Source organism: Pseudoalteromonas sp. 10-33 (assembly GCF_001469195.1).
GTDB lineage: Bacteria > Pseudomonadota > Gammaproteobacteria > Enterobacterales > Alteromonadaceae > Pseudoalteromonas.
In genome coordinates this window covers 86,651-110,686 of sequence record NZ_LOFI01000028.1, presented here as the reverse complement: position 1 = coordinate 110,686, position 24,036 = coordinate 86,651, and the positions used below count along the sequence as shown (strand labels likewise).

The 24,036-nt window shown below is 38.6% G+C and carries 27 protein-coding genes and 1 pseudogene; 18 read left to right on the top strand and 10 right to left on the bottom strand.

The genetic code is table 11. The features are described 5' to 3' along the window. The first annotated feature begins 29 nt into the window (after positions 1-29). The 6 genes from tusD to ATS76_RS17880 are packed head-to-tail and all read left to right on the top strand — an operon-like array spanning position 30 to position 2,445. A complete protein-coding gene (gene tusD, locus ATS76_RS17905) occupies positions 30-383 on the top strand; it encodes a sulfurtransferase complex subunit TusD (RefSeq protein ID WP_058553173.1) in 354 nt (117 codons plus the stop codon). Continuing rightward, positions 380-736: a sulfurtransferase complex subunit TusC gene (gene tusC / locus ATS76_RS17900; protein WP_058553172.1), complete on the top strand. Its 357-nt coding sequence runs from the start codon at positions 380-382 to the stop codon at positions 734-736. The genes tusD and tusC overlap by 4 nt, the downstream gene beginning before the upstream one ends. Further along, on the top strand, positions 733-999 hold the full coding sequence (locus ATS76_RS17895; protein ID WP_058553171.1) for a DsrH/TusB family sulfur metabolism protein: 267 nt from the start codon (positions 733-735) through the stop codon (positions 997-999). The genes tusC and ATS76_RS17895 overlap by 4 nt, the downstream gene beginning before the upstream one ends. 3 nt (positions 1,000-1,002) lie before the next feature. Further along, the gene (locus tag ATS76_RS17890) at positions 1,003-1,332 is read left to right on the top strand and encodes a TusE/DsrC/DsvC family sulfur relay protein (RefSeq protein WP_058553170.1); all 330 of its coding nucleotides are present in this window, start codon (positions 1,003-1,005) and stop codon (positions 1,330-1,332) included. Further along, entirely contained in the window at positions 1,332-2,015 is a 684-nt protein-coding gene (locus ATS76_RS17885) for a pseudouridine synthase (RefSeq protein ID WP_058553169.1), read from the top strand. Before ATS76_RS17890 ends, ATS76_RS17885 begins: the two co-directional genes overlap by 1 nt. Then, positions 2,008-2,445: an NUDIX domain-containing protein gene (locus tag ATS76_RS17880; RefSeq protein WP_058553168.1), complete on the top strand. Its 438-nt coding sequence runs from the start codon at positions 2,008-2,010 to the stop codon at positions 2,443-2,445. The genes ATS76_RS17885 and ATS76_RS17880 overlap by 8 nt, the downstream gene beginning before the upstream one ends. 194 nt (positions 2,446-2,639) lie before the next feature. On the opposite strand, the gene ATS76_RS17875 is transcribed toward ATS76_RS17880, so the two are convergent. Further along, complete coding sequence (locus ATS76_RS17875; RefSeq protein WP_058553167.1) at positions 2,640-3,902, bottom strand: GGDEF domain-containing protein; 1,263 nt, start codon at positions 3,900-3,902, stop codon at positions 2,640-2,642. A gap of 341 nt (positions 3,903-4,243) precedes the next feature. Here ATS76_RS17875 and mnmA point away from each other — a divergent pair, with 341 nt between their 5' ends. From mnmA to ATS76_RS17850, 5 genes are all read left to right on the top strand, one after another. Then, a complete protein-coding gene (mnmA, locus tag ATS76_RS17870) occupies positions 4,244-5,344 on the top strand; it encodes a tRNA 2-thiouridine(34) synthase MnmA (protein ID WP_058405529.1) in 1,101 nt (366 codons plus the stop codon). Continuing rightward, positions 5,344-5,946 carry a high frequency lysogenization protein HflD gene (gene hflD / locus ATS76_RS17865; protein WP_006792838.1) on the top strand — a complete coding sequence of 201 codons (603 nt, stop codon included), beginning with the start codon at positions 5,344-5,346 and terminating at the stop codon, positions 5,944-5,946. The genes mnmA and hflD overlap by 1 nt, the downstream gene beginning before the upstream one ends. Positions 5,947-5,977: 31 nt before the next feature. Then, entirely contained in the window at positions 5,978-7,348 is a 1,371-nt protein-coding gene (purB, locus tag ATS76_RS17860) for an adenylosuccinate lyase (protein ID WP_058553166.1), read from the top strand. 87 nt (positions 7,349-7,435) lie between these two features. Then, complete coding sequence (locus ATS76_RS17855; protein WP_058553165.1) at positions 7,436-8,593, top strand: cupin domain-containing protein; 1,158 nt, start codon at positions 7,436-7,438, stop codon at positions 8,591-8,593. A 16-nt stretch (positions 8,594-8,609) separates the two neighbouring features. Then, positions 8,610-9,068, top strand: a complete 459-nt coding sequence (locus tag ATS76_RS17850; protein ID WP_058553164.1) for a GNAT family N-acetyltransferase — start codon at positions 8,610-8,612, stop codon at positions 9,066-9,068. Positions 9,069-9,110: 42 nt separating this feature from the next. Here ATS76_RS17850 and ATS76_RS17845 read toward each other — a convergent pair whose 3' ends face one another. The 4 genes from ATS76_RS17845 to ATS76_RS17830 all read right to left on the bottom strand — a co-directional run bounded on the left by ATS76_RS17845 (position 9,111) and on the right by ATS76_RS17830 (position 12,033). Beyond that, the gene (locus tag ATS76_RS17845) at positions 9,111-9,554 is read right to left on the bottom strand and encodes a DUF4826 family protein (RefSeq protein WP_058405525.1); all 444 of its coding nucleotides are present in this window, start codon (positions 9,552-9,554) and stop codon (positions 9,111-9,113) included. Positions 9,555-9,671: 117 nt separating this feature from the next. After that, the gene (locus ATS76_RS17840) at positions 9,672-11,060 is read right to left on the bottom strand and encodes a M28 family metallopeptidase (protein WP_058553163.1); all 1,389 of its coding nucleotides are present in this window, start codon (positions 11,058-11,060) and stop codon (positions 9,672-9,674) included. A 111-nt stretch (positions 11,061-11,171) separates the two neighbouring features. Next, positions 11,172-11,573 carry a hypothetical protein gene (locus tag ATS76_RS17835; RefSeq protein ID WP_058553162.1) on the bottom strand — a complete coding sequence of 134 codons (402 nt, stop codon included), beginning with the start codon at positions 11,571-11,573 and terminating at the stop codon, positions 11,172-11,174. A 13-nt stretch (positions 11,574-11,586) separates the two neighbouring features. Next, on the bottom strand, positions 11,587-12,033 hold the full coding sequence (locus ATS76_RS17830; RefSeq protein ID WP_235590952.1) for a hypothetical protein: 447 nt from the start codon (positions 12,031-12,033) through the stop codon (positions 11,587-11,589). A gap of 259 nt (positions 12,034-12,292) precedes the next feature. On the opposite strand from ATS76_RS17830, the gene ATS76_RS17825 reads away from it, so the two are divergent. Next, positions 12,293-13,096, top strand: coding sequence for a hypothetical protein (locus ATS76_RS17825; RefSeq protein ID WP_058553160.1), 804 nt, complete (start codon positions 12,293-12,295; stop codon positions 13,094-13,096). On the opposite strand, the gene ATS76_RS17820 is transcribed toward ATS76_RS17825, so the two are convergent. Further along, positions 13,097-13,501 (bottom strand): GFA family protein, encoded by a 405-nt coding sequence (locus tag ATS76_RS17820; protein WP_058553159.1) that lies wholly within the window; start codon positions 13,499-13,501, stop codon positions 13,097-13,099. It lies immediately after the preceding gene. 256 nt (positions 13,502-13,757) lie between these two features. On the opposite strand from ATS76_RS17820, the gene ATS76_RS17815 reads away from it, so the two are divergent. Both ATS76_RS17815 and ATS76_RS17810 read left to right on the top strand, forming a co-directional pair. Then, the gene (locus ATS76_RS17815) at positions 13,758-14,591 is read left to right on the top strand and encodes a hypothetical protein (protein WP_058553158.1); all 834 of its coding nucleotides are present in this window, start codon (positions 13,758-13,760) and stop codon (positions 14,589-14,591) included. Between the two features lie 141 nt (positions 14,592-14,732). Next, complete coding sequence (locus ATS76_RS17810; RefSeq protein WP_058553157.1) at positions 14,733-16,580, top strand: ABC transporter ATP-binding protein; 1,848 nt, start codon at positions 14,733-14,735, stop codon at positions 16,578-16,580. A gap of 55 nt (positions 16,581-16,635) precedes the next feature. On the opposite strand, the gene ATS76_RS17805 is transcribed toward ATS76_RS17810, so the two are convergent. Next, complete coding sequence (locus tag ATS76_RS17805; RefSeq protein WP_058553156.1) at positions 16,636-17,055, bottom strand: MAPEG family protein; 420 nt, start codon at positions 17,053-17,055, stop codon at positions 16,636-16,638. Between the two features lie 158 nt (positions 17,056-17,213). Further along, complete coding sequence (locus ATS76_RS17800; protein ID WP_235590951.1) at positions 17,214-18,308, bottom strand: endonuclease/exonuclease/phosphatase family protein; 1,095 nt, start codon at positions 18,306-18,308, stop codon at positions 17,214-17,216. A 181-nt stretch (positions 18,309-18,489) separates the two neighbouring features. Here ATS76_RS17800 and ATS76_RS17795 point away from each other — a divergent pair, with 181 nt between their 5' ends. Together ATS76_RS17795 and ATS76_RS17790 are read left to right on the top strand one after the other, a co-directional pair. After that, entirely contained in the window at positions 18,490-19,752 is a 1,263-nt protein-coding gene (locus ATS76_RS17795) for a valine--pyruvate transaminase (RefSeq protein ID WP_058553155.1), read from the top strand. Positions 19,753-20,055: 303 nt separating this feature from the next. Then, positions 20,056-21,258, top strand: a complete 1,203-nt coding sequence (locus ATS76_RS17790; RefSeq protein ID WP_058553154.1) for an Nramp family divalent metal transporter — start codon at positions 20,056-20,058, stop codon at positions 21,256-21,258. A 69-nt stretch (positions 21,259-21,327) separates the two neighbouring features. Here ATS76_RS17790 and ATS76_RS17785 read toward each other — a convergent pair whose 3' ends face one another. Next, entirely contained in the window at positions 21,328-21,780 is a 453-nt protein-coding gene (locus ATS76_RS17785) for a hypothetical protein (protein ID WP_058553153.1), read from the bottom strand. Between ATS76_RS17785 and ATS76_RS17780 the strand changes: the two genes are divergently transcribed. Beyond that, complete coding sequence (locus ATS76_RS17780) at positions 21,765-22,946, top strand: PQQ-dependent sugar dehydrogenase (protein WP_082664375.1); 1,182 nt, start codon at positions 21,765-21,767, stop codon at positions 22,944-22,946. The two genes, ATS76_RS17785 and ATS76_RS17780, sit on opposite strands and share 16 nt — an antisense overlap. A gap of 66 nt (positions 22,947-23,012) precedes the next feature. Here the strand turns inward: ATS76_RS17780 and ATS76_RS17775 are convergent, their stop codons facing one another. Beyond that, a complete protein-coding gene (locus tag ATS76_RS17775; protein WP_058405509.1) occupies positions 23,013-23,441 on the bottom strand; it encodes a retropepsin-like aspartic protease in 429 nt (142 codons plus the stop codon). 365 nt (positions 23,442-23,806) lie between these two features. Between ATS76_RS17775 and ATS76_RS17770 the strand changes: the two are divergent. Beyond that, positions 23,807-24,036, top strand: a pseudogene (locus ATS76_RS17770) (IS110 family transposase); the annotation flags it as partial.

Here is a 24,036-nt window from a genome sequence, read left to right as displayed (position 1 = left end):
TTTATTGGGGCTTTTTTATTGGAATTGTTTTGGCACGATTTGTTCTTTCATTACACACACCACCATCAGATCACGACACCAGCCAACGTATAATTAAGTTTGCTAATGCGTGTTTATCTCAAGGGCACACCATAGACGCAATATTTTTGTACCAGCAAGGCGTTTATCATGCATCAACACATTTTGACTTAGCCTCTGATGAGCTTCAAATTGGCGCATTATGGCAGCAGCTATCAAGTCAAAATATTAATCTTATGCTGTGTGTAACCGCTGCAGAAAAAAGAGGCCTAGATACATCAAATACAGGCGTGTTTTCTGTGGCAGGTTTAGCGGAGTTTGCAATGCTTGCAAGCGACGCTGATAAATGGGTGCAATTTAAATGATTAATGTATTAGTAATGAGTCAAAGCAGTCCCTTTGATGATCTAAACCTGCGAGACGCGCTCGATATGACGCTAATTTTTGCAGCTGTCGATCAAAATATCAGTTGGTTGTTTAGCGGCCCCGCCGTTTTAGCTTTAAAAAAACATCAAACCCCTTCTACAATAGGTATAAAAGATTTTTTTAAAAACATAAAAACGCTTGAAATTTATGACGTAGAGAACATCTATGTATGCGAAAAGTCGCTTCTTGATTATGGTTTAAGCAAAACTGATTTACTCATAGACGCACACACAATGACATTTAATGAACAACAAACACTTATTAAAAAACAACATCATGTGGTGACCTTATGAGCACGCTACATATTTTTTCAAAACCTTTAAATTATTACTCAGCTAATCAATTAGAGAACTTAATTAGTCTTGATGACCGGGTATTACTTTTAGGTGACGCGTGCTTTGCTAGTAAACAATTTAAACAGTTTTCAGACGCTCTTTTAGTACTTGAAGAGGACGCACACGTTCGCGCAATTAAGTTATCACACAACGACACTCCCATTAGCTACGACGAGTTTGTAGCGCTTACTTTAACCTCTACGCAATTAATTACTTGGTAATCCATGCTTGAATTTAACGAACAAATAATCGAAACCGATAAGCAAGGTTACTTACTTGACCATACACAATGGTCTAAGCAACTAGCCCCCCTTATTGCAGAGCAAGAAAATATATCGCTTAGCGAACAACACTGGGAGGTGATTAACTTCGTCCGCGAATTTTATATTGAATACAACACAAGCCCAGCCATCCGCATGCTTGTAAAGGCAATGGCTAAAGCACTCGGAGAAGATAAAGGCAATAGTATTTATCTTTATAAGTTGTTCCCAAAGGGCCCGGCTAAACAAGCGACAAAAATTGCTGGATTACCAAAACCAGCCAGGTGTATTTAATGAGAAGTAAATCAAGTAACAAGCAAACACCCGCCTCCTCAAATAAGCGCAATACGGGTCGTACCTATTCTAGAAGTGCAATTAAAAAGCCTACAAACAAAAGAGAAATAAAACCTCAAATAGACGCTAAAGACAAAAAAATTGTACTTTTTAACAAGCCTTTCGATGTACTTTGCCAGTTTACCGACGATGCAGACAGAAAAACGCTAGCTGAATTTATTCCTATTAAAGATGTATACGCTGCAGGAAGATTAGACCGCGATAGCGAAGGACTATTACTGCTAACAAACTGCGGTAAACTACAAAATACATTAACAGCACCTAATAAAAAAACCAATAAAACGTACTGGGTCCAAGTAGAAGGCGAACCTTCTACACAATCAATACAAGCTTTATGTAAAGGTGTTGAACTTAAAGACGGGCTCACACTGCCTGCTAATGTAAAAATAATTAATGAACCTGATATTTGGCAACGTACCCCGCCAGTTCGTGAACGAAAGTCTATTCCTACCACATGGCTCAGTATTACCATTAATGAAGGAAAAAATAGACAAGTTCGTCGAATGACAGCACATATTGGCCACCCAACTCTTAGGCTCATCCGTTACAGCATAGGTAATTACACTTTAGACGACATTAATAATGGTGAATATAAAATCATTAAAGGTAGCGTTAATGCATAAGCCAAATGTAACAGTAGCCGCCATCGTAAAAAAACATAACGAATACCTATTAGTAAAAGAGCGCGATAAATTTACTAGCCGCCTTTGCTACAATCAACCAGCAGGCCATTTAGAAAAGAATGAAACACTAGCCCAAGCAGCAAGCCGCGAATTATATGAAGAGACAGGTTTGTCACTCACCCCTACAGGATTTTTAGGCATTTATAACTTATACGCTGATAACGGCGTTCATTACCTAAGGTTTTGTTTTTTATTTGATGCGACTGGCACCAGCCAACAACTCAATCCAATTGATAAAGATATTATAAGTGCTCACTGGTTCAACCTTGAACAGATTAAGTATCTAGCACTACGAAGCCCGCTCGTTCAAAAATGCATTGATGACGCGATAACGCGTCCGCCATTAAGCCTAGATACTATTTATAACTAATAAAAAATTAAGGCATGTTGATGATGTGTTTTAAAGTTTGCTCTGTATAGAGAGCTTACATAGTGACGTGGGGTCTAATTGCTCCTGTGTTATTTTTGTGAGTTGCGGCCATGTACGGATAAGTAAAAAAAGAGCAAAACTTCTGCGTTCTACCTAAGCCCTTACCTACCCCATGTAGGGAACAAACAATTAATTTAACTTTGAGAGTATAGTGCAATACAGTTTCTGCCTTGGTCTTTTGCATAATACAGTGCGCTATCGGCTCCTTTAACAAAGCATACTTTATCGTTTTCGTAATTAGCTGTTGAGTTAACACCCATACTGACAGACAATAAACCGCTGTATGTATCTTCATGCACAATTGCCAAGCTTTCAACAGCCTTCTGTATTTGCTCAGCAATAAATAGTGCACCTTCCCTATCCGTATCAGGAAGTAACACAACAAACTCTTCACCACCGTATCTGGCAACAAAGTCCTCAGGACGGTTTACAGTCGATGCAATAGTTTGAGCCACTTCGTATAAACAAGCGTCCCCTGCTAAATGACCGTAGCGGTCGTTAAACTGTTTAAAAAAATCAACATCAATAATTATTAAGGATATTGCCCCTTCGCATTCCTTGGCTTTATCAAATTCATGGGCTAGTTTTTCATCAAATCGACGCCTATTAGCAATTTTGGTTAATGAATCCAAAAATGCCATATCCCTTAAAATATCCTCAGCCTCTATTCGTTCGGTTGCATCTTTAAATACGGCTAAAAATTCTTCGCCAATATTTATCCCCGACACCTCCATAACCACTTGTGTGCCATCACTTCGTGCAACAGTGTAGTTATTGGCTGGTATATCGTCATTATTACTCTTCGCTTTTTTCAAAGCTTCAGACCATAGATTTTGAGCTTGTAACCTATATTGAGGATCTGGGTAGGCCTTTTTCCACCATGCATGAAGGTTAGGCACATCCTCAACAGTATAACCAAACACATCTACAAACCGTTGGTTTACCCTGAGGATATCGCCAGTTTTACTACACACATTACACACCGGCATAGGGAGGACTGAAAATAACTTAGCATAATGACTTATCTCATGCTTTCGCATTGGGTTTAAGGTACTGCGGGATAAAAAGCTCATCGGCATTTCTTTGCTTTCAGCACTTAATTGTTCGTGCATTTGTATAGCAAAATCCCATTCTAGCCACCAATGTTCTAATTTATCCAAAAGCTGCATTTCCAGACTATTCACTTCTGTAGTGTGCTTAATTAAATTAAACAAATCACTAATTTGATGATGGGATTGGGCGTGTTTAAGTTGTATTAATTCATAAAAAAGGTGAAAAGCTGACTTTTTTAAGTCTAACAAATTTATGATTAAAAGCTTATTAGAAATGAGATTTACTTGATGTTTGTTTTGTTCTACGAACGATCTAATTTTATTAATTTTGTATGCGTGATTCATATACTCATTCCATTGATTATATTTTACAGCTTGTTAAATGGGCTAACCCATCAAACTTTATTACTAATGAGTGTATCTATACTCTAATCACTTTAAAAGAACTTATTATTAAATTTCTAATAAGAGACTCATGTTTTATTTTTTTTAACCATTGAATTGGAATCAAATTTGCTCAAAACAATATTGTGTTAGCGCCTTAGGTAACTTAGCTATTTATTATATTAATAAAATACCCACTAATTGTTAGGTTTGCCTTGTTAGTCTCTTTAAGCAGAAACAAAATACATGCTATAATCGCCACCTTTCCAAGTTAACAGTAATCTGTATAAGCGAAATTATTCATGAGCGAAAATAGTCACATTAAAGTCATCGTTGGTATGTCCGGCGGTGTTGATTCTTCTGTATCTGCATATTTGTTACAACAACAGGGCTATCAAGTAGAAGGCCTGTTTATGAAGAACTGGGAAGAAGACGACAATGACGAGTACTGTGCCGCTGCAGAAGACTTAAAAGATGCGCAAGCTGTATGTGACAAGTTAGGGATAGAACTTCATACTGTTAACTTTGCAGCTGAATATTGGGATAACGTATTTGAATACTTTTTAGAAGAATATAAAGCAGGCCGCACACCTAACCCCGATATTATGTGTAACAAGGAAATCAAATTTAAAGCCTTTCTAGAATTTGCTGCACAAGCACTCGGAGCCGACTTTATTGCGACAGGCCATTATGTACGCCGTGAGCTTCGGGACGACAAATATGTAATGTGCCGTGGTTTAGATAACAACAAAGATCAAAGCTACTTTTTATACACCTTAAGCCATGAACACATTGCTCAAACGCTATTCCCTGTTGGTGATATAGCCAAACCAGAAGTTCGTCGTATAGCTGAAGAGCAAGATTTAATCACACATGACAAAAAAGACAGTACTGGTATTTGCTTTATTGGTGAACGTAAGTTTAAAGACTTTTTACAAAAGTTTTTACCTGCCCAGCCAGGTGTTATTGAAGACACAGAAGGTAATAACGTGGGCGAGCACGAAGGCTTAATGTACCATACACTTGGCCAACGAAAGGGCTTGCTAATTGGTGGTATGAAAGAAGGTTCTGGCGAGCCTTGGTACGTTGTAGACAAAGATGTTGAGCGTAACGTACTTATTGTGGGTCAGGGTAAAGACCACCCTCGCCTATATAGTAATGGTTTAAATGCTAACCAACTCCACTGGGTAGACCGTACAGGTCCAAAAGGAACGACACGTTGCACCGTTAAAACACGTTACCGCCAAGAAGATATAAACTGTACTTTGCTTGTTGGGGATGACGGTATGGCCCGTGTGTTATTTGATGAACCTCAAAAAGCGGTTACACCAGGTCAGTCTGCGGTATTTTATGCGCAAGAAGTTTGCTTAGGCGGCGGTATTATTGACTCGGTGATCAAGTAATGAATGAACACCAAGTTATGGCGCTTGCCGCTATGTGCCAAGCCGCTAAACAAGTACAAAAAATCGCGCAATATGGCAGTAATAATGAGCACGATTTAGACATACTGCTTTCTAGTATTGTTCAAACATCACCAGCATCACCAGAAGATGTATACCAAGGCACTCATAATTTACGAGATGGCTACAAAACCTTGATGGAACAGCTCTCTGCGGGCGCTCAGAAAGATGTTGAGATTGTAAAATATGTTGGTGGCTTAATGCAGCTTGAGCGAGCACTTAGCGCAAACGACAAAAGCTTAAACGAATTAGGTAAACGTATTGATGATATTCATCGTCGTTTAGACCATTTTGCCATAACCGATGACACCGTTGTTGCCGGTTTGGCAGATATATACTCGTCGGTGCTAAGCCCCCTTGGGCACCGAATACAGGTTTATGGTAAACCCGAGTTATTAAAACAGCAACTCACTCAAAATAAAATCCGCGCATTACTACTTGCCGGGATCAGAAGTGCAGTATTGTGGCGACAAATGGGCGGTAAACGCCGTCACTTTTTCTTTGCAAAAAGAAAAATAATCGCCATTGCTAAAGCAAAAATTTAATTATCGTTCAAACAAATATTTAGGAGTTATTATGGAGCTTTCAGCGTTAACGGCTATCTCGCCAGTTGATGGTCGCTACGGCAGCAAAACCACTGAACTACGCAGTATTTTCAGCGAATTTGGCTTAATTAAATACCGCGTAATTGTTGAAGTGCGTTGGTTGCAAGCGCTAGCTGCAGCAAGCGACATTAAAGAAGTACCTGCATTTAGCGAACAAGCAAATGCACTTTTAAACGCTATTGTTGATAACTTCAGTGAAGCCGACGCGCAGCGCGTTAAAGACATTGAACGTACAACGAACCACGACGTTAAAGCCGTTGAATACCTTCTAAAAGAAAAAGTGGCTGATAACGCAGAGCTTCATGCTATCAACGAATTTATTCACTTTGCATGTACCTCTGAAGACATTAATAACCTATCACATGGTTTAATGTTAACTGAAGCCCGTGACAACGTATTGCTACCATATTGTGACCAATTACTTAACGCCATTAAAGAAAAAGCGATTGAGTATAAATCAGTGCCAATGATGACTCGTACGCACGGACAACCTGCTACACCATCAACTATGGGTAAAGAGTTTGCAAACGTATACATGCGTTTAAAGCGTCAACGCGACCAAATTGCGCAAGTTGAAATGCTAGGTAAAGTAAATGGTGCTGTAGGTAACTACAATGCTCACCTAAGTGCATACCCAGATTACGACTGGCATACACATGCAGATAAGTTTGTATCAAGCTTAGGTTTAACATTAAACCCATTTACTACACAAATTGAACCGCATGATTACATTGCAGAATTATTTGATGCAATTGCACGTTTTAATACTATTTTGCTTGATTTTGATCGTGACGTTTGGGGTTACATTGCCCTTAACCACTTTAAGCAAAAAACAATTGCAGGCGAAATTGGCTCATCAACTATGCCGCATAAAGTTAACCCTATTGATTTTGAAAACTCAGAAGGTAACTTGGGTTTAGCAAATGCTATTTTTGCACACCTTGCACAAAAACTGCCGGTTTCTCGCTGGCAGCGTGACCTTACAGATTCAACTGTGTTACGTAACCTTGGTGTGGGTATGGGTTATGCGCTTATTGCATATCAATCAACCCTTAAAGGTGTTAGCAAGCTTGAAGTTAACGAACCACGTTTACTTGAAGAGCTAGATCAAAACTGGGAATTACTTGCTGAGCCTATTCAAACTGTTATGCGCAAATACGGTATTGAAAAGCCATACGAAAAACTTAAAGATTTAACCCGTGGTAAACGTGTAAATCAAGAAATAATGGCTGACTTCATCGATGGCTTAGACCTGCCAGAAGATGCCAAAGTAGAAATGAAAAAACTAACACCGGCTAATTACATTGGCCGCGCGGTTGAATTTATTGACGATTTAGTTTAATAATTAAACGCGACTATTAAAAAGCGAAAGGTTTATCCTTTCGCTTTTTTTGTATAAAAAACAAAGCAATTTCTAACAGGCAAACGCATGTATCAATTAAAAATAAACGATTTATCTGAACAAGAATTTTTAACCCATTTTTGGCAAAAAAAGCCGCTTTTGATCAAACAAGGGTTTAGTCACTTTGAAGATCCACTTGATGCAAACGAACTTGCTGGCTTAGCCATGGAAGACGCTATTGAGTCGCGCATTGTTACTAATCACAACAACGATTGGCAAACTCATCAAGGACCTTTCGAGGACTTTGAAGTCCTTACAGAGCAAAATTCAACGTTATTAGTACAAGCAGTCGACCACTGGCACCCAGAGGCAGCTTTGCTGCTAGAGCCCTTTAGATTTATTCCTAACTGGCGCATTGATGATTTAATGATCAGCTTTTCTACCCCTAATGGAGGTGTTGGCCCGCATTTAGATCAATACGATGTTTTCATTATTCAAGGTGCAGGAAAACGTCATTGGCGAGTAGGCCTACCCGACCCAACGCTTAAGCAATTTGCTCAAAATAAAAAACTATTACAAGTTGAAGCCTTTGAAGCAGTCATAGACTGTATTTTAGAGCCCGGTGATATTTTGTATATCCCGCCAGGCTGCCCGCATGAAGGCTACGCAGTTGAAAATGCACTTAATTACTCTGTTGGATTTAGAGCCCCAAATCAGCAAGATTTACTTTCAAGCTTTGCCGATCATATTATTGATACTGAAAGTGGTCAAACGCGCTACACCGATCATAATTTAGTAAGCAGAGCCTCTAAAGGTGAACTTAACAACGCTGAAGTAGAAAAAGTTAAACACCTTATGGCGTCAATGCTAGAAAATGACGATTTATTTAAGCAGTGGCTTGGCAAAACCTTAAGCCAACCAAAGCATGAAATGGACTTAGCACCAGTAGAGCCTGCTTTTACCCAAGAGCAAATATTAAATGAATTAGCAGAGCCAGAAACTATTTTTGAACGTGTAGGTGGCACACGTGCAATTTATCAGCTGTGTGATAATGAACTTCTTGTCAGTGTGAATGGTGAAAATTTTACACTTCCTCTCGAAGACTTAGAAACAGTAAAATTACTGACCGACGAGACTGAGTTTAATACTGACGAATTAGTTAAAACAAAAAACAGCCTAGTTTTTGTTCAAATGTTTACTACACTTGTTAATGAAGGTATTTGGTTTAACACAAACCAAGAGTAACAAGTAGGAGGCCATTGTGGGTTATCGAGTAACTAAAGTTGAATGGGATCGACAAAAAGATCAGTTACAACAAATAAGGGAGCGCGTTTTTGTTTATGAGCTGCACATACCTAAACGCGTTGAATTTGATAACCACGATAAATTAGCTCTGCATGTACTTGTTACAGACGACAGCTTTTGTCCCGTCGCAACAGCCCGTCTGTGTAATGATGGATTAATTGGACGCTTAGCTGTACTGCCTGATCACAGAAACCGAAAGGTATATTGCTCATTACTCAATTACATTTTTGATTTGGCTACAGAGCAAGGCATTGAGTCTATTAGCGTTAATTGTGTATTACACGAAGTTGAACGTTTTATACGTAATGGATTTATAAAGCAAGGCAACGTTTTTATGGAAGCGGGTATACCAAGGCAAAGGCTTAAATGCCCAGTTAGGTGTGCAGATACAACACCTTTTACGTTAGTTCATTAATTAAATTGTAAGGGTAATCGACAATCAATTACCCTTTTTTGATTATTTTGGTTCGTGAGCCCAAAGCTTATCGTTATCGTATAACTCGTATAGACCATGCGCTCTTTTCACTAATAAGTTAGCAAAATCTGCCTGTGTTTTATCACGTGCGCCCGTACTCATTATCTGGTCTGCTTTTAACTGCCATTGCAGCGAAAAATAACGCATAGCATCACGTGCGTCTGACGCCGCCCCCACTTCAGCATGATCTGTTGGTAATTGGCCTGTAACAACCCAATAGGTTTTTCCATTTTGCGCTTTAAATTTCCACATAGCGCAAATAGGCGCTAAAAAACGGCTGTCTTGCTCAACTACCGACTTAGGCATAATCCCTTTTTCTGCTAAATATTTTTGTGCTGTTTGAAAACATCCACGTTGCCATGCTACACGTTGTTGTTCGGCTAAAGCTTGCTCTTCAGGTGTTAATTGTTTTTGTTGTTGTTCCATTGTAATGACCTTATTACTTCTTTTTAAACACTGTAAGGTCTTAGTAAATAAGGTGCAAGCATAAAACAGGCTGCTTGCACTTTAAAAACTCTGACTGCTTTGTTTTTATACAAATTGCTATTTTATATTATGGTCAAACGAACCAACATCCCCCGGAAACACAACTGGCGACTCAAAACCATCGTTACTAACTGATGATACGCCAAAGTAGTAATTATCTATTACAACGTTTTCAAGTGTGAAATCAGAAACATTACCAACGTATTTACTAAACTGCCATTGCGACTCGCTGGTGTAACGCCAGTATATTTTGTAACCGACAATTGTGTCATCGTTACTTTTTTGCCACGAAAAGGAAGTACTGGCCTTAACCGCGCCTGTAATTTTAACGTCTTTTGGAGGGGCTGGAGCCCATGCCATAGATGCCATAGTCACTGCGTTAAGTGATGTTAATTTTGCTGCATAATCAAAATCAACACCGTCAATTGTATCTCCATATGTGATGCCATTTTCTGTGCGTAAGTCTTGGTGTTGGCGATCATAATGCTCATTGGTTTCCATTATACGCACCGCTGCAAACCCGGCATCATTAAATGGTCTATGGTGTCCGCCTCGTGCAAACCTGTCTAATCTGTAAACAAGCATTGTGTCTAGGTTGGGTATATATCTATCAGCAACGGTATCAATATAACGCGCTAGATTTCTACTCGCAGAATCAACCTCACCACCTGTAAACCGACGAGTACGAGCTTGCGCTTTTGTTTCAACAACACGTGTACCTTCTGAAAAAATACGTGCAGTCGTATTATCAGTCACACCGTTTATGCCCGTAATATTGCCTATCATGTCATTATTTAAAACACCATGTACTTGCCAGTTATTCTTTTGAGCGTACGCTGTTAAAATTTTACCACCAAATAACCCCTGCTCTTCTCCCGATAACGCGGCGTAAACTACAGAGCCATTAAATTTATATTTACTTAATACCCGAGCTGCTTCAATAACTCCAGCGACCCCAGATGCATTATCATTTGCCCCTGGTGAGTCACTAGTAAAGTCCATGACATCACTGACACGAGAATCTATATCACCCGACATCATCACCATACGATTTGGCTCAGTGCTTCCTCGTTGAATAGCAACAATATTGACTACCTCAACTGGGTTAGGGATACGTTTTTCACCAGATATAGTGTCCGATACCTCTATAATTTCTAGGCAACCACCACATTGCGCTGATATTTTTTCAAACTCGGCTTTAATCCAACGTCGTGCGGCGCCAATACCTCGCGTGTCAGATTTAGTTTCTGAAAGTGTATGACGTGTACCAAAGTCCACCAGCGTTTGAATATCACTACCAATTCGCTCAGCTGATACGTTTGCGGCAATATCATGTAATTTCTGTTGGTCTTTGTATTGCACCTCAGCCGCACTAGCCCCGCTCGATACAGAGCAAGCAAGCGCAAGCGCGCTTACCTTTAATAATTTTATTGATGGTTTAAGCATATATGTCGCTCCTTATTGTTATTGGTTCACAATTACCTATGTATTTGTATATCGCAATTGATTTGAGGTAAATACGAAAATAAGTACGCTAAAGCGCAGTAAAGAAGCGTTCTAATTCGAGTTCAATATAAAAATAGTTGCCATGATTATAAAGTAAGGGATCAAACCAAATATCCACAGCTTTAGCCCTAACGTATAATGTTTAATAACTTTTTTGTTCACCCTTTTGCGAACTCTGATTTTATAATCAGAGGCGTTACCAATTACTAAATTCATCCCCCCTGTAATAAGCGCTAAATAAAGTGCACTAGATACTATTAAATTATGTCTTAATGAATTTGTCAGTATTTTTGCATAGTCAAAACAAAAAATAAGAGCAAATATCCCTATATAAACAGATAAGACCATACCGATGAGCACACTCGCTTTGTAACCGGTATGCGTATTTTTTGGATCCACTTTTTTCAGCCACTGAGCACACACAAAATGTACAGCGCAAATAAACGATCTCATCTTCTATCCTAAATTAATGAGTAAGTTGGATATTGTTATAACTTATAAAACGGTCATGCAAACCCACACTTAATAATACCGAAGCTGAAAACACAAACAAAATTACAAAAACAACACAGGCCAGCCCTACGTTATTTTGTGAGCTAGTAATAAAAAATTTTATACATAAAGCCAAAACAACACTGAATATTGCAAATTTGTTGAAAACAAAGTAACTAGGTATCTCAAATGCCCATAATGACGTTTCATTTATAAATTGTCTGTAACCATAAAATACAAAGGCAATAGCACCAACTAAAGCCACTGTAAAAGTAATGACCGTGACTTCTAAAGCCATATTTTTGTGAATAAGCAAATAACCAAGTCGAGTTGAATAAATAAAAATAGCGAGCCAAACTACCAATACAGGGCCTAAAATTAATCCCATTTTTCTTTCCTTGAATGTATTAAATGATTTCATTTAAACCAAAATACTACACGGTTAAGCAAATCAATAAACTCAAAATCAAATAACTTAAGTAAACTTTTTATTTTCGTGCCAAACTAATAAACGTAGACGCTGGATAATAAATCAATTTCGAGCAACTATTGCCCGTAAATTCGCCTTGTTTTTATTAAAAGTCCTAGGCTTGGAAAATTTAATTATCATCATGATTTGATAAGTTAGTAAATCACTTAATCAGAATTCCAATTTAGTCATCATTTAAAATAGTAAGAGTATGCGTCAGTTAAAAAATGAAACGCTAAAATGTAACCTTGTGCAGTTTAAGCAAACGGCGCTAGGCCCAATCTATGTTTATGAAAACTCGCAATACCGTTGGTTAACACTTGACGAAAAACGTGAACAAGATGCTGTTATTCAGGGCGTAATGAGCCAAAGTAGTCCAGAGCGCGTCTTAGTACCTGTTAATCAAAGCATGCTACTTTTTTTATTAAAGTCAGTAACCAATCTCAAAATGCTAAATTTAGGACTGGGAACCGCGGGCGTAGAGCGAGTTATCTATTATCTATTCAATAAAACAAAATTTTTAAATACTCTGCACACCTTTAACACAGTTGAAATTAACCCTGATGTGGTTGAAATTGCACATACACATTTTAAATTGCCAAAAACACACTCTGTATTTTTACAATCAGCTGAGCAATTTATTCAGCAATGTGAAATTAAATACGATGTGATCACCATCGACATATTCAGTGGAGAGCATCACCAGCCCTTTTTAAATAATGCTCTTTTTTGGCACAATATGACGCGCTGTTGTCATTCAAATAGTCAAATAACACTCAACATAAACCCTAAAACAGCTCAAGAGTTACACCTGTTACTGGCCATGTTAAGAAAGTACTTTAAAGCAATCGCGCTTATTGAATTTAATGAGTATAAAAATATAGTTATTGTTTTAAGCCCCAGTTCGTTAAAACACATTAGCGTTGACGAAATTCAAAATTCTGCAGTTTTTAAGCACATTGCACCCAATTTATATAAAGATATTAACCATATTTATCACATTGAATCGCACTAATTAGCGACCAGGCTCATGCTTTTCATAACAAGGCAAACTGGTTTCTAACTGCTCCCAATTCGCTTTTGAAGTGACATAATTATGAGATAACGGTTTTTCTGTAATATCTGTATCCAGTAAACCTAACCGAATACGAATACGGCTAATATCACTGGTGTTTGCGCTATAAATAGGCGAACCGCAGCAGGTGCAAAAATACCGTGTTCTACCAGGTTTAAACGAATAACCACTTAATGAATCGTGCCCTTGAGTAATTAAAAACTCATCTGCATTTACAAAACCATTTGTAGCAAATGCCGTCCCACTGTTTTTTCTGCACAAAGAGCAGTGGCAGTGAATAATACTGGTAATATTGCCTGTAATTTCTACATTTACTTTTCCACACAAACAAGCGCCTGAATACATAATATTTCCTTATTAATTTCTTAAAAATAAATACATACGCATGTTAACTATAAAGTTATTTAATATGAATAAGTTTCAGTAATTTACTGCGCGCAACGTCAGATCTTATATCATTTTGTTTACAACATGCCTTACATTGGTTATAAACAAGCTGAAATTCGGTAATGATAAAATAAACTTGTTCAACTAAATCTTATTACCAATATAAATTTACTTCTGTTCATGCTGTCAATACCAATTAAATAAAGAGCAAACAATGCGCTATAAAAACGTTCTTCTACTAATGGGATTAACCTCGTTAGTAGCATGCAGCCAAAATCACCAACACCCTTCCACAAATCAATGGCTGTTAATCGATAATTTTGAAACGCAAACGCTAACATGGCAAAAAGCTGATACAGACAATCAAACCAATCCATACATAGCCAACCCACAAGTGACAAAAATTTCACGAGAGGCTGAATCCTCAAATTATTACTTATTAAAAAAACCAGCCGCCGAAGGCATTATTGGTAATCGAAAAGCACTCAGCTTTACCAAACTGCCAAAAGTAGTAGAAGTTGGTGAAACTTACACGTTTTTTACACGCATAAATGTAGAAACATTTCCTAATAACCATGCTTTTGGATTAAGTAATCTGCGACCAAATGAAATAAAAAAGCAGGGTTACAACGCGTTTGAACCCACGTTGCGTGTAACAGATAAAGCCGAGTCGAATGGGTTTAAAAACAACGGTACGTTAATGGTTAAAACAGACAATGGCTACAGCAATATACAAAACTACAAAGCCGCTCAATCAGCACAGCCACTCAATACAAATCAGTGGTACAGTATTTGGTATGTAGTTAATAACGCGCCTACAAAAATGCAAGGCCAACAATACAATGTGTATGTTCAAGGGGGTGAGTTTACAACTCAAACACTGGTATATAAAAATGCAAAATTTAGAATGAAACGCGAACAACCGCTTATTTACTTTTTGGCAAACGCAAACACCGGACCGGCTAAAAAACCTTACGGTAACGGTGGGTTAAAATACGATGACTTATATATGAGCCGAGGCATAAACCTTTCGAACCCTTTTAGGTAAAAAGCCTGTATAAGTAATAACTAACCTGAATTTTAGATATAGAATCTCTCAACTAAAGCTCATGTTAGTGAACACAAAACTGCATTTAAAAATACTTAAATGGTATGATACCCCATATTATTTGCTATTTAAGTTTTTAAAATGTATCGATTATTTGAAAGAATGACCAACGCATTTCCTGAGGAACAACCGACTCAGCCGCCTTCTACTTTATTTGCGTTTTGCCGCCATTACACCAAAGGCATGGAACTGTCGTTAGTACTTATGTCGATGAGTGCGGCGCTCTTGGCTATTTTAGAAGTTTCGTTATTTAGTTATATGGGCCAATTAGTTGATTGGCTAAGTACGCATACACCTCAAACCCTGTTTGTAGAACAAAAGTCTGAACTTATCAAAATGGCTATTATGCTGTTAGTCGTTTTGCCCATAGTGGTATTTTTTCATGCAGCCATCTTGCATCAGGCCTTACTGGGCAATTACCCTATGTCAATTCGTTGGTCGGCGCATCGATATTTACTTCGCCAAAGTGTGAGTTTTTACCAGAATGAATTTGCTGGACGAATAGCCACCAAAGTCATGCAAACGTCTTTAGCTGTTCGCGAAGCGGTAATGAAGTTGCTTGATGTACTTATGTACATAGTGGTTTACTTTGGCGCAATGGTGTTTTTAGTGGCTGAAGCTGACTGGCGCTTAATGATCCCATTGCTTGTATGGCTTGCGTTGTATGCTTCAATACAGGTTTACTTTGTTCCTAAACTTAAAAAAATAGCCAGTTCACAAGCCGACGCCCGCTCAGAAATGACGGGCCGTATTGTTGATAGCTATACAAACATTTCAACTATTAAACTATTTTCGTACACCCAACGCGAAGAGCAATATGCTAAACAAAGCATGGATGTATTTTTACAACCCGTGTACAAACAAATGCGCTTAGTAACCAGCCTTAACTTTGCAATTAATACGCTAAACTACTTATTGGTGTTTAGTGTTGCCGCATTATCACTTTATTTATGGTCATTAAGTGCAATTAGCCCTGGCGCCATAGCCGTAGCAGTGAGTTTATCGCTTAGATTAAATGGCATGGCGCAGTGGATCATGTGGGAAATAAGTAGTCTATTTGAAAACATTGGTACCGCCACCGATGGGATGAAAACGCTATCAAACCCTATAAAAGTAGACGATAAACCTAATGCAAACACCCTTGAAGTAACACAAGGCAGTATTGAGTTTCAAAATATCCACTTTAATTATGGGAAAGCCGCTAACGAAACCCACCGCGGACCGGTAATGAATGGGTTAAATCTCAACATAAAACCCGGTGAAAAAATAGGGTTAGTTGGACGTTCTGGCGCGGGTAAATCAACGCTTGTTAATCTACTACTCCGCTTTTACGATACCGACTCTGGATGCATAAAAATTGATGGGCAAAATATTACTGACGTAAGCCAAGAAAGCCTTCGTCGTTACATTGCTATGGTAACCCAAGACACCTCACTACTGCACCGCTCAGTAAAAGACAATATTTTATACGGCCGCCCAGATGCCACCGAAGCCGAAATGTTAAACGCAGCAAAGCAAGCTAAAGCGCTCGATTTTATTAGCGATTTAGAAGACTCAAAAGGTAATAAAGGGTTTGATGCACAGGTTGGCGAACGTGGTGTCACGCTATCGGGTGGTCAACGCCAACGTATTGCCATTGCACGCGTGTTACTTAAAAATGCCCCTATTCTTATTTTAGACGAGGCAACCAGTGCGCTTGATTCAGAAGTTGAAGCCGCTATTCAAGCAAGTCTCGATGATTTAATGACAGGCAAAACGGTAATTGCTATTGCGCACAGGCTGTCTACCATTGCTCAAATGGATAGACTCATAGTGTTAGATAATGGTGGCGTAGTTGAGCAAGGCTCGCACGATGAACTGATTGCTCAAGGTGGAATATATGCAGGCCTTTGGGCACATCAAACCGGCGGGTTTATTGGGGTGGAGTAGCTGTAAATATAACACGACGTTATAGCACTTTAGCTATAACGTCGTGGTTTACTTATTAAGCAATTAACCGTAAACCTATTAATACCAACATGACAATGTTGGCAATAAAACTGATTAAAAAGAAATAAGTACGTGGGCTTGGGTTTTTTTCTGTTGCTATAACGTAATAAAGCACCATATGAACTATACGAGCAACAACATACACCCATACACATAGGGCAAAAGCAGCACTTTGGTAGTTAATTACAAATGCAAATAACACTGTACCAATAAATAACGCGCTGTTTTCTAATGTATTTTGAAACGTACGGTGCGCTCTAAAAATAAAGCTATCGTGCGATAAATCGTCGCTAATTTTACCCGGTACTGCACCCGGTTCTTTAGCTTTACTAAATGTTGCTACTCCCCACTGCACCACCAGCATAATTAAGTAAAAATAAAACCCTAAATAAGCAGATAAAGAAACTTCCGTCATTGTTAAATCCTTTATTATTAAAACTAAGTAATTAAAGCTACATTACTTTTGCAAAATAAATACCAAATATAAATTCAATTTATTCAGCATCTTGTAATTAATTAAAAATCACTTTTGTAATAAATACATATTACTATGTGCCTTTTTACAACCGCTTTTTAAGTTCTTAGGCTTAAAGTAATACACACAACACCATGATCGGTTGTTAGGTCATCTCGCTCGTATTCTGGGTTAATTAAATGCCTATCGTAGGTAGTATGCTCGCTGACCTCAAAAAAACTATCGTCGTAACTTGAATCAAACTCGCACGACAGCAAAATATAATCGAGCACTGAGCTGCTTGTGCCAAAGTAATGCGTTGGCTTACGCGTTAAAGGCGCTAGTTTGTTAATGTTACTATCACTACTGGTATGAGCTAGTTCAGCATCATCTTCCGTAATAGCTAATTTTTCAAATAATGCCCACGAATCATACAAACAATATTTAGCAAGGTATGCTTTTGCATCCAGTGCGGGAGCAAACCTGAGTGTATTTGTCAGTAAATGGCTAAGCACACCATCTGCTAGGTCATTGTTAAAATCCCCCATTAATACCATGGGGTATTGAGTGGCTTCTCGTCGGGTTATCATTTGCACCATAAGTAAAGTCGCTTCGCTGCCGCGCTGTATAGTAGAGCCCCACCCGCCCGCTACATTCGCTTTTAATATTTCGATAATGTTTTGCTCGGGCGTAAGTGCTTTAGTGTGTTCATCAGTCTCAATCAAGCCTCGCTTCGATTTAAAGTGCACAACATAACAATCAGTGTTCCCTAAATGCGGTAAAGTAATTGTGGCTCTTAGTACCTTTCGGCTAAATAAAAATGCCTCTGTTAAACCAAGTGAGCATGCAAGTTCTTTATCATGCTCTACAGCTATAACATCAACAATCGGGTATTTAGAGGCGATGCCGACGACTGGGTGCTTAAAAATAAAATCATCTATAACATGGGGTTTATCAACTACAGCAAAGTGCTCATAACCTTGGTTTAGCATTAACTCTTTAAGCGACTCAATGCTAAATATTTCCTGAAAACCAATTACATCGGGCTGCTGCTCCTTTATGTATTCAGTTATCCATCGTTGTTTTCTTACCCATTGCTCAGCGGTGTATATGCGTTCAAATTCATAATAGGCGTTAGGTGGCTCAAGGTAATTAAATAAATTAAAGGTGGCTATTTTCAGCTCGGAGTTATTAATTACGGGCTCTGTGGGCAAATTAACAACGTTGTTGGTTTTTTCATTTGGGTTTTTGATAGCTAAACACCTACATGTAGTAATGCATTTATTATAACGCAGCAAGGCTGTATTTCTAAGGCGTGAATTATTCTCATCTATAAATTTACTTCGTTTTTTTACGTTATACTCACAGCCTAATTTATTAACTGTATTAGGTTTTATGAACTATTCACACTTTGGTCGTAAATTTACTCAACCCAATGGCATCACACAGCTTATGGAAGATTTAGGTAAAGCCAAAAGCAGTAATAATCCTGATATTGTTATGCTAGGTGGGGGTAACCCCGCTTCAGTACCACACGTAAACACCGTGTTTATAAACGAGTTAAATTGCCTAGTAAAAAATAATAAAATAACGCAAATAATGGGCCTTTACGATGGTCCAACGGGTAACGATGAATTTAGAACAGCCCTTGCAAATCAACTCAATAGAGAATTTGCATGGGGAGTAACTGAACAAAATATAGCATTGGGGAATGGTAGCCAAGCAAACTTTTTTGTTCTGTTTAATATGTTAGCGGGCAAAATGAACGATGGCAGTACCAAGCGCATACTGTTTCCACTTGCCCCAGAATACGTAGGCTATGCCGACCAAGGTTTAACCAACGACATGTTTGTGGCTATTAAACCCGACATAGAAATCATAAATACCGACAACGGTTCTAAACAATTTAAATACCTAATTGACTTTAAGGCGGTTGAAAAAGTACTTACCGCCGACAGCAGTATAAGTGCACTGTGTGTATCTCGCCCTACCAACCCAACAGGTAATGTAATTACCGACGAAGAAGTTAATCAGCTTAATTTGCTTGCAGAGCAATACAATATCCCACTCATTATTGATAACGCCTATGGCGACCCATTCCCAGGTTGTATTTACACCGATGCAAACCTAACGTGGAACTCAAACATTATATTATGTATGTCGCTTTCAAAACTGGGCTTGCCGGGCCTTCGCACCGGTATTGTAGTTGCCAATAACACAGTTATAAAAGCGATTGGCCGAGTTAATGGTGCCATGGTTTTGGCACCAAATAGTTTTGGCCCAAGCTTAATAACTCGCTTAATTAACAACGATGAATTACTCCCCCTGTGTAAAAATAGTATTTTGCCTTTTTATAAAAATAAAGCACAGGTAGCTATTAACCTATTTGATAAAATATTTGCAGACCTGCCGGTTTATTTACATAAGGTAGAAGGCGCATTTTTTATCTGGCTATGGTTTAAAGAGTCAAAAATAACCAGCGAACAGCTTTACCAAAAACTAAAAAAACAAGATGTGTATATAATTCCTGGCCACAACTTTTTTATAGGTATTGAAGATAGCTGGGAGCACAAACATCAGTGTGTGCGTATTAATTACGCTACCGATGAAGCTACGCTCAAAAAAGGCCTTGAGGCTATTAGGGCGTTAATGACTTAACACGACGTGCACTAGGGAGACCTAACTTTTACATATCCACGAGCTCAATATATGTTCAAGCATGTGTTAACCTCTTTAAATTTATATATGTATTGGTATCCTACGCTTCATTCTTAACTTACAGTTGTTGTTTAATCTGCATTGCTACTAAATAACCTGAACTTTGAATAATAAATCTCTTAACCAGAGTTCGGCTTAAATAAATATAAAATTCTACTTTTAAGATTAAAAAATATTTTAAGGTAGGCTGTGGCATCAGGTGCAACATTGAATAAAATACACAAACCACGATTAAGGTAAATTATGCGATTAGGCCCAGGATTACTCGTCACTGCAGCCTTTATTGGGCCAGGCACAATCACCACTGCCAGTGTGGCAGGCGCCAATTTTGGTTTTGCCCTTATATGGACATTACTATTTTCAGTTATTGCCACTATATTACTGCAATCTATGGCTGCACGACTGGGTGTTGCCACAGGGCAAGACTTAGCGCAGGCACTGAGAGGTAATATTCAAACACCGTTATTTAAATTGTTAGCTATATTTTTGGTTATCAGCGCTATTGGAGTTGGCAGTGCAGCATACGAAGCGGGCAATTTAAGCGGCGCGAGTATGGGGTTAGTAGGTATATTTCCAAACGTTAACCCGCAAATATGGACCCCGCTAATCGCTTTTTTTAGTGCAGTATTACTTTACAGCGGCAAACACAAAGTAATAGAAAACGCACTTATAGTATTAGTGATTTTAATGAGCTTGGTGTTTATTTCTACATTGATCATGGCTTCACCATCACTGGCTGATATATTGTCAGGCTTTATGCCTAGCTTGCCCGAAGGTTCAATAACAACGGTACTAGCACTCGTTGGCACCACCATAGTACCTTATAACTTATTTTTACACTCTGGCGTTTTAGCAGCCAAGCACGATAGTAAAAGCGATTTACAAAAAGTCATAAAGCAAACCAATGTTGATACCGGATTATCAATTACCTTAGGCGGTGTGATCACATTAGCTATTTTGTCTACCGCATCGGTCGCCTTTTATGGCACAGAGGCAGGGCAAATCAGCGCAGCAAACATGGCTGTACAACTAGAGCCCCTGTTAGGTGATGCTGCCCATTACTTTTTTGCTATAGGGTTGTTTGCAGCAGGGTTAACAAGCGCTATTACAGCGCCCCTTGCTGGCGCTTATGCGGTATGTGGTATGTTAGGTTGGTCAAACAACATGGCCAGTACTCGCTTTAAAAGCGTGGGGATTATTATTTTATTGTTTGGCGCAGGCGTAGCATCGCTTGGGCTAGACCCTGTCGCGGTTATAATATTCGCGCAAGCAGCTAACGGTTTATTACTGCCTGTTATTACTATTTACTTAGTGTGGTTGGTGAATCAAAAATCAGTGATGGGGCAATTTACAAACTCCATTTTTATAAATCTGATTACTCTTCATGTTTTAATACTTATTTTTGGCTTAAGTAGCTACAAACTCATCGGTTTAATTTTTAACTAAATGCTAAAAAATCATATTTAAAAGCCGCTGTTTACTAAAAATAGCGGCTGTTGCTTATTAACAAAACAATTAATTTTTTTTAGTATTTTTAGCTACTTTTATCAGCTGTGCAAACGTATAGCCCCCAACCGCACCAGCAAGCAACTGTAAGTAAAATCCCCAACCTCTCGCGCCAGCAATTATGGTTATATTCATAATTGATTCAATAGCAATGAGCGCGGTCGCAAAAGCAGCTATACCCGCTATAACAAACAGCCCGGCATAATGAGCTTTTAATTTTTTACTAATAAACCAGGTGACAAAAAAAGCAATAATAAGTGCAACAGCAATAATAGCGCCGTACGTAGGAAGTAAACCTAACCAATCGTCGAATGTTAAATTAACACGATCGGCAAACCCCACCACTACACCTACATTAACTAATTGATTGACAACGTATTGGCTATGAAACAAGCTAGCAAGCGTAAACGTAAGTAACCAAGCAACTAAAAATGAAGGGAGTATACGTGTTAAAAACAACATGGTTATCTCAACTTAAACAAAATAATTTTTCTTACAGTAGCAAAGGCTTGCACCGTAAACAATCTATCTCACTTTTTATACTATGCGTGCTCTTTGCGTTTAACGTTAATGCAAACAATGAATTACCTCAAAAACAATATAAAACGCAAACATTAGCTACACAGTTAAACTCACCGTGGAGCATGGTGCAACTACCAAATGGCACGTGGTTAGTAACCGAGCGTGATGGCCATGTAGTGATCATTAAAAACAACCAACAAAGCAAAGTAAAATTACCTCTTGAAGGGTTATATGTTGCAGGCCAAGGTGGTTTACTCGACATAGTACTCACGCCTAATTTTGCTGAATCCAAGGAGCTTATATTTACGTATGCCCAAGGCAATCTTGAAGCAAACAGGCTCGTTATTGCCAAAGCTAGGTTTGATGGTACACGCTTTTCAGTACCAAAAGTTATTTATAAAGTCGCCACCGATAAGGGTACGCCGCAGCATTACTCTGGCCGCGCCCTCGTTCTCCCCGATAGTATTTTACTTTTTTCAAGTGGCGACGGTTTTGACTACCGTGAGCAAGCACAAGTTATAACCAGCCAGTTAGGTAAAGTGCTACGAATTAATTTAAATGGTACTATTCCAACCGATAATCCGTTTATCAAACATGAAAACTCTACCGCGCATGCCATTTATTCACTCGGCCATCGGAACCTACAAGGTTTAGTGTACGATGACGATACACAGCAAATTATTAGTCATGAACACGGTCCTGCAGGCGGTGACGAACTGAACTATTTAACCCCTGGGACTAATTATGGATGGCCGGTAATTACAAACGGTGACGATTACTCACAAGCACGTATTTCCCCGTTTAGAGACTACCCCGGAATGGCTAAACCAAGCGTAGATTGGACGCCATCAATCGCCCCATCAGGCATGGCGTATTATGGCTCTAAGCATGCAGCCTTCCCTTCACTGCAACGTCACGTACTTATCACTACACTGGTCGATAAAAAGCTCTACAGTGTTAATTTAGTGAATGGTAAATATACCCAGTCGCATGTATTTCCAGAAGCAACAGGCAGGCTAAGAGATGTGTTTGTTACAGCTAAAGGTAATGTAGCAATATTAACCGATGGCAAAGAGGCAAAGCTGATGTTGTTTAAAGCAAATTAATGTACAAATAGGGTTAAAGGTGCTTCGCTTTTAGAGGATACTAGCGGCTTAAGAGAGCCGCTTTAATCACTCACAATCAGGTAATGGCTCACTAATTGTAAGTGTATTAGTACCAAAATCTACTATAGCTTGGTACTTTCTAAAAAATGGAGAACCTAATAACCCATGTATTGTATTGCCGCCACCAGCGGCCTGAACATGGTCTAGGTTGAGTGATACAAACTGCGTACTTTCATACAACTGCCCAGCCAGTTCAAATTTCAAAACGTCTATTAAGCCCATTTCGTGATCAGCTGTACCTAACCCTGCGGCATTTTCTTCGCTTAGTTCCTCTTTTACCCCAAGCTTTTTAATACATGCCCTATCTAAAACAGATGCCCCCGCGGCTGTATCTAAAATTAAATTTACTTTATGCCCGTTTATTTCAGCTTGTATAATTTGATGCCCTGTTTCTGTTACTTCAAATTGCAAGCTTGTGGTTTTAACTAATTCCATGAATGTTCCTTATTTAGGTTGATTTACAAACACTCTACTACAGTTGCCTTCTAAAACAACCGCATAAATAGTAAGCAAGTGACTTTTCACTCACATCCCTTTTGTATTTCAAATCTGGCAGTAACTTCTCAAGCTAAAGATACAAAAACTAATTTTCTTAGAGCCTATTAATTCACAAAGAGAGTTAGAGGCGCTTCGCTTATAGAGAAATTTGGGAAGTCCATATAATGGCTTAAATAAAGGTGCATCTAACTAACTGCGACTTGATGTCTGAAGTCAAGATTTGATAATCATATAGAAAGCTCCTCGAGTTTTTCGATACAGTTGTGTTGACCAAAACATAAACTGAATCCGAGGAGCTTGGTATGAAACTATATGGTGGAATTGACTTGCATTCAAATAATAGTGTTATTGCTATCATTAATGAACACGGTGAAACGCTTAGCTGCAAGCGTTTAAATAATGATATGTCTGTCATTTTATCTTTCTTAGCCCCTTATAAAGACAAGTTAACAGGGCTTGTTGTTGAATCAACATTTAATTGGTATTGGTTAGTTGATGCATTAATGGATGCAGAATTTAAACTACACTTAGC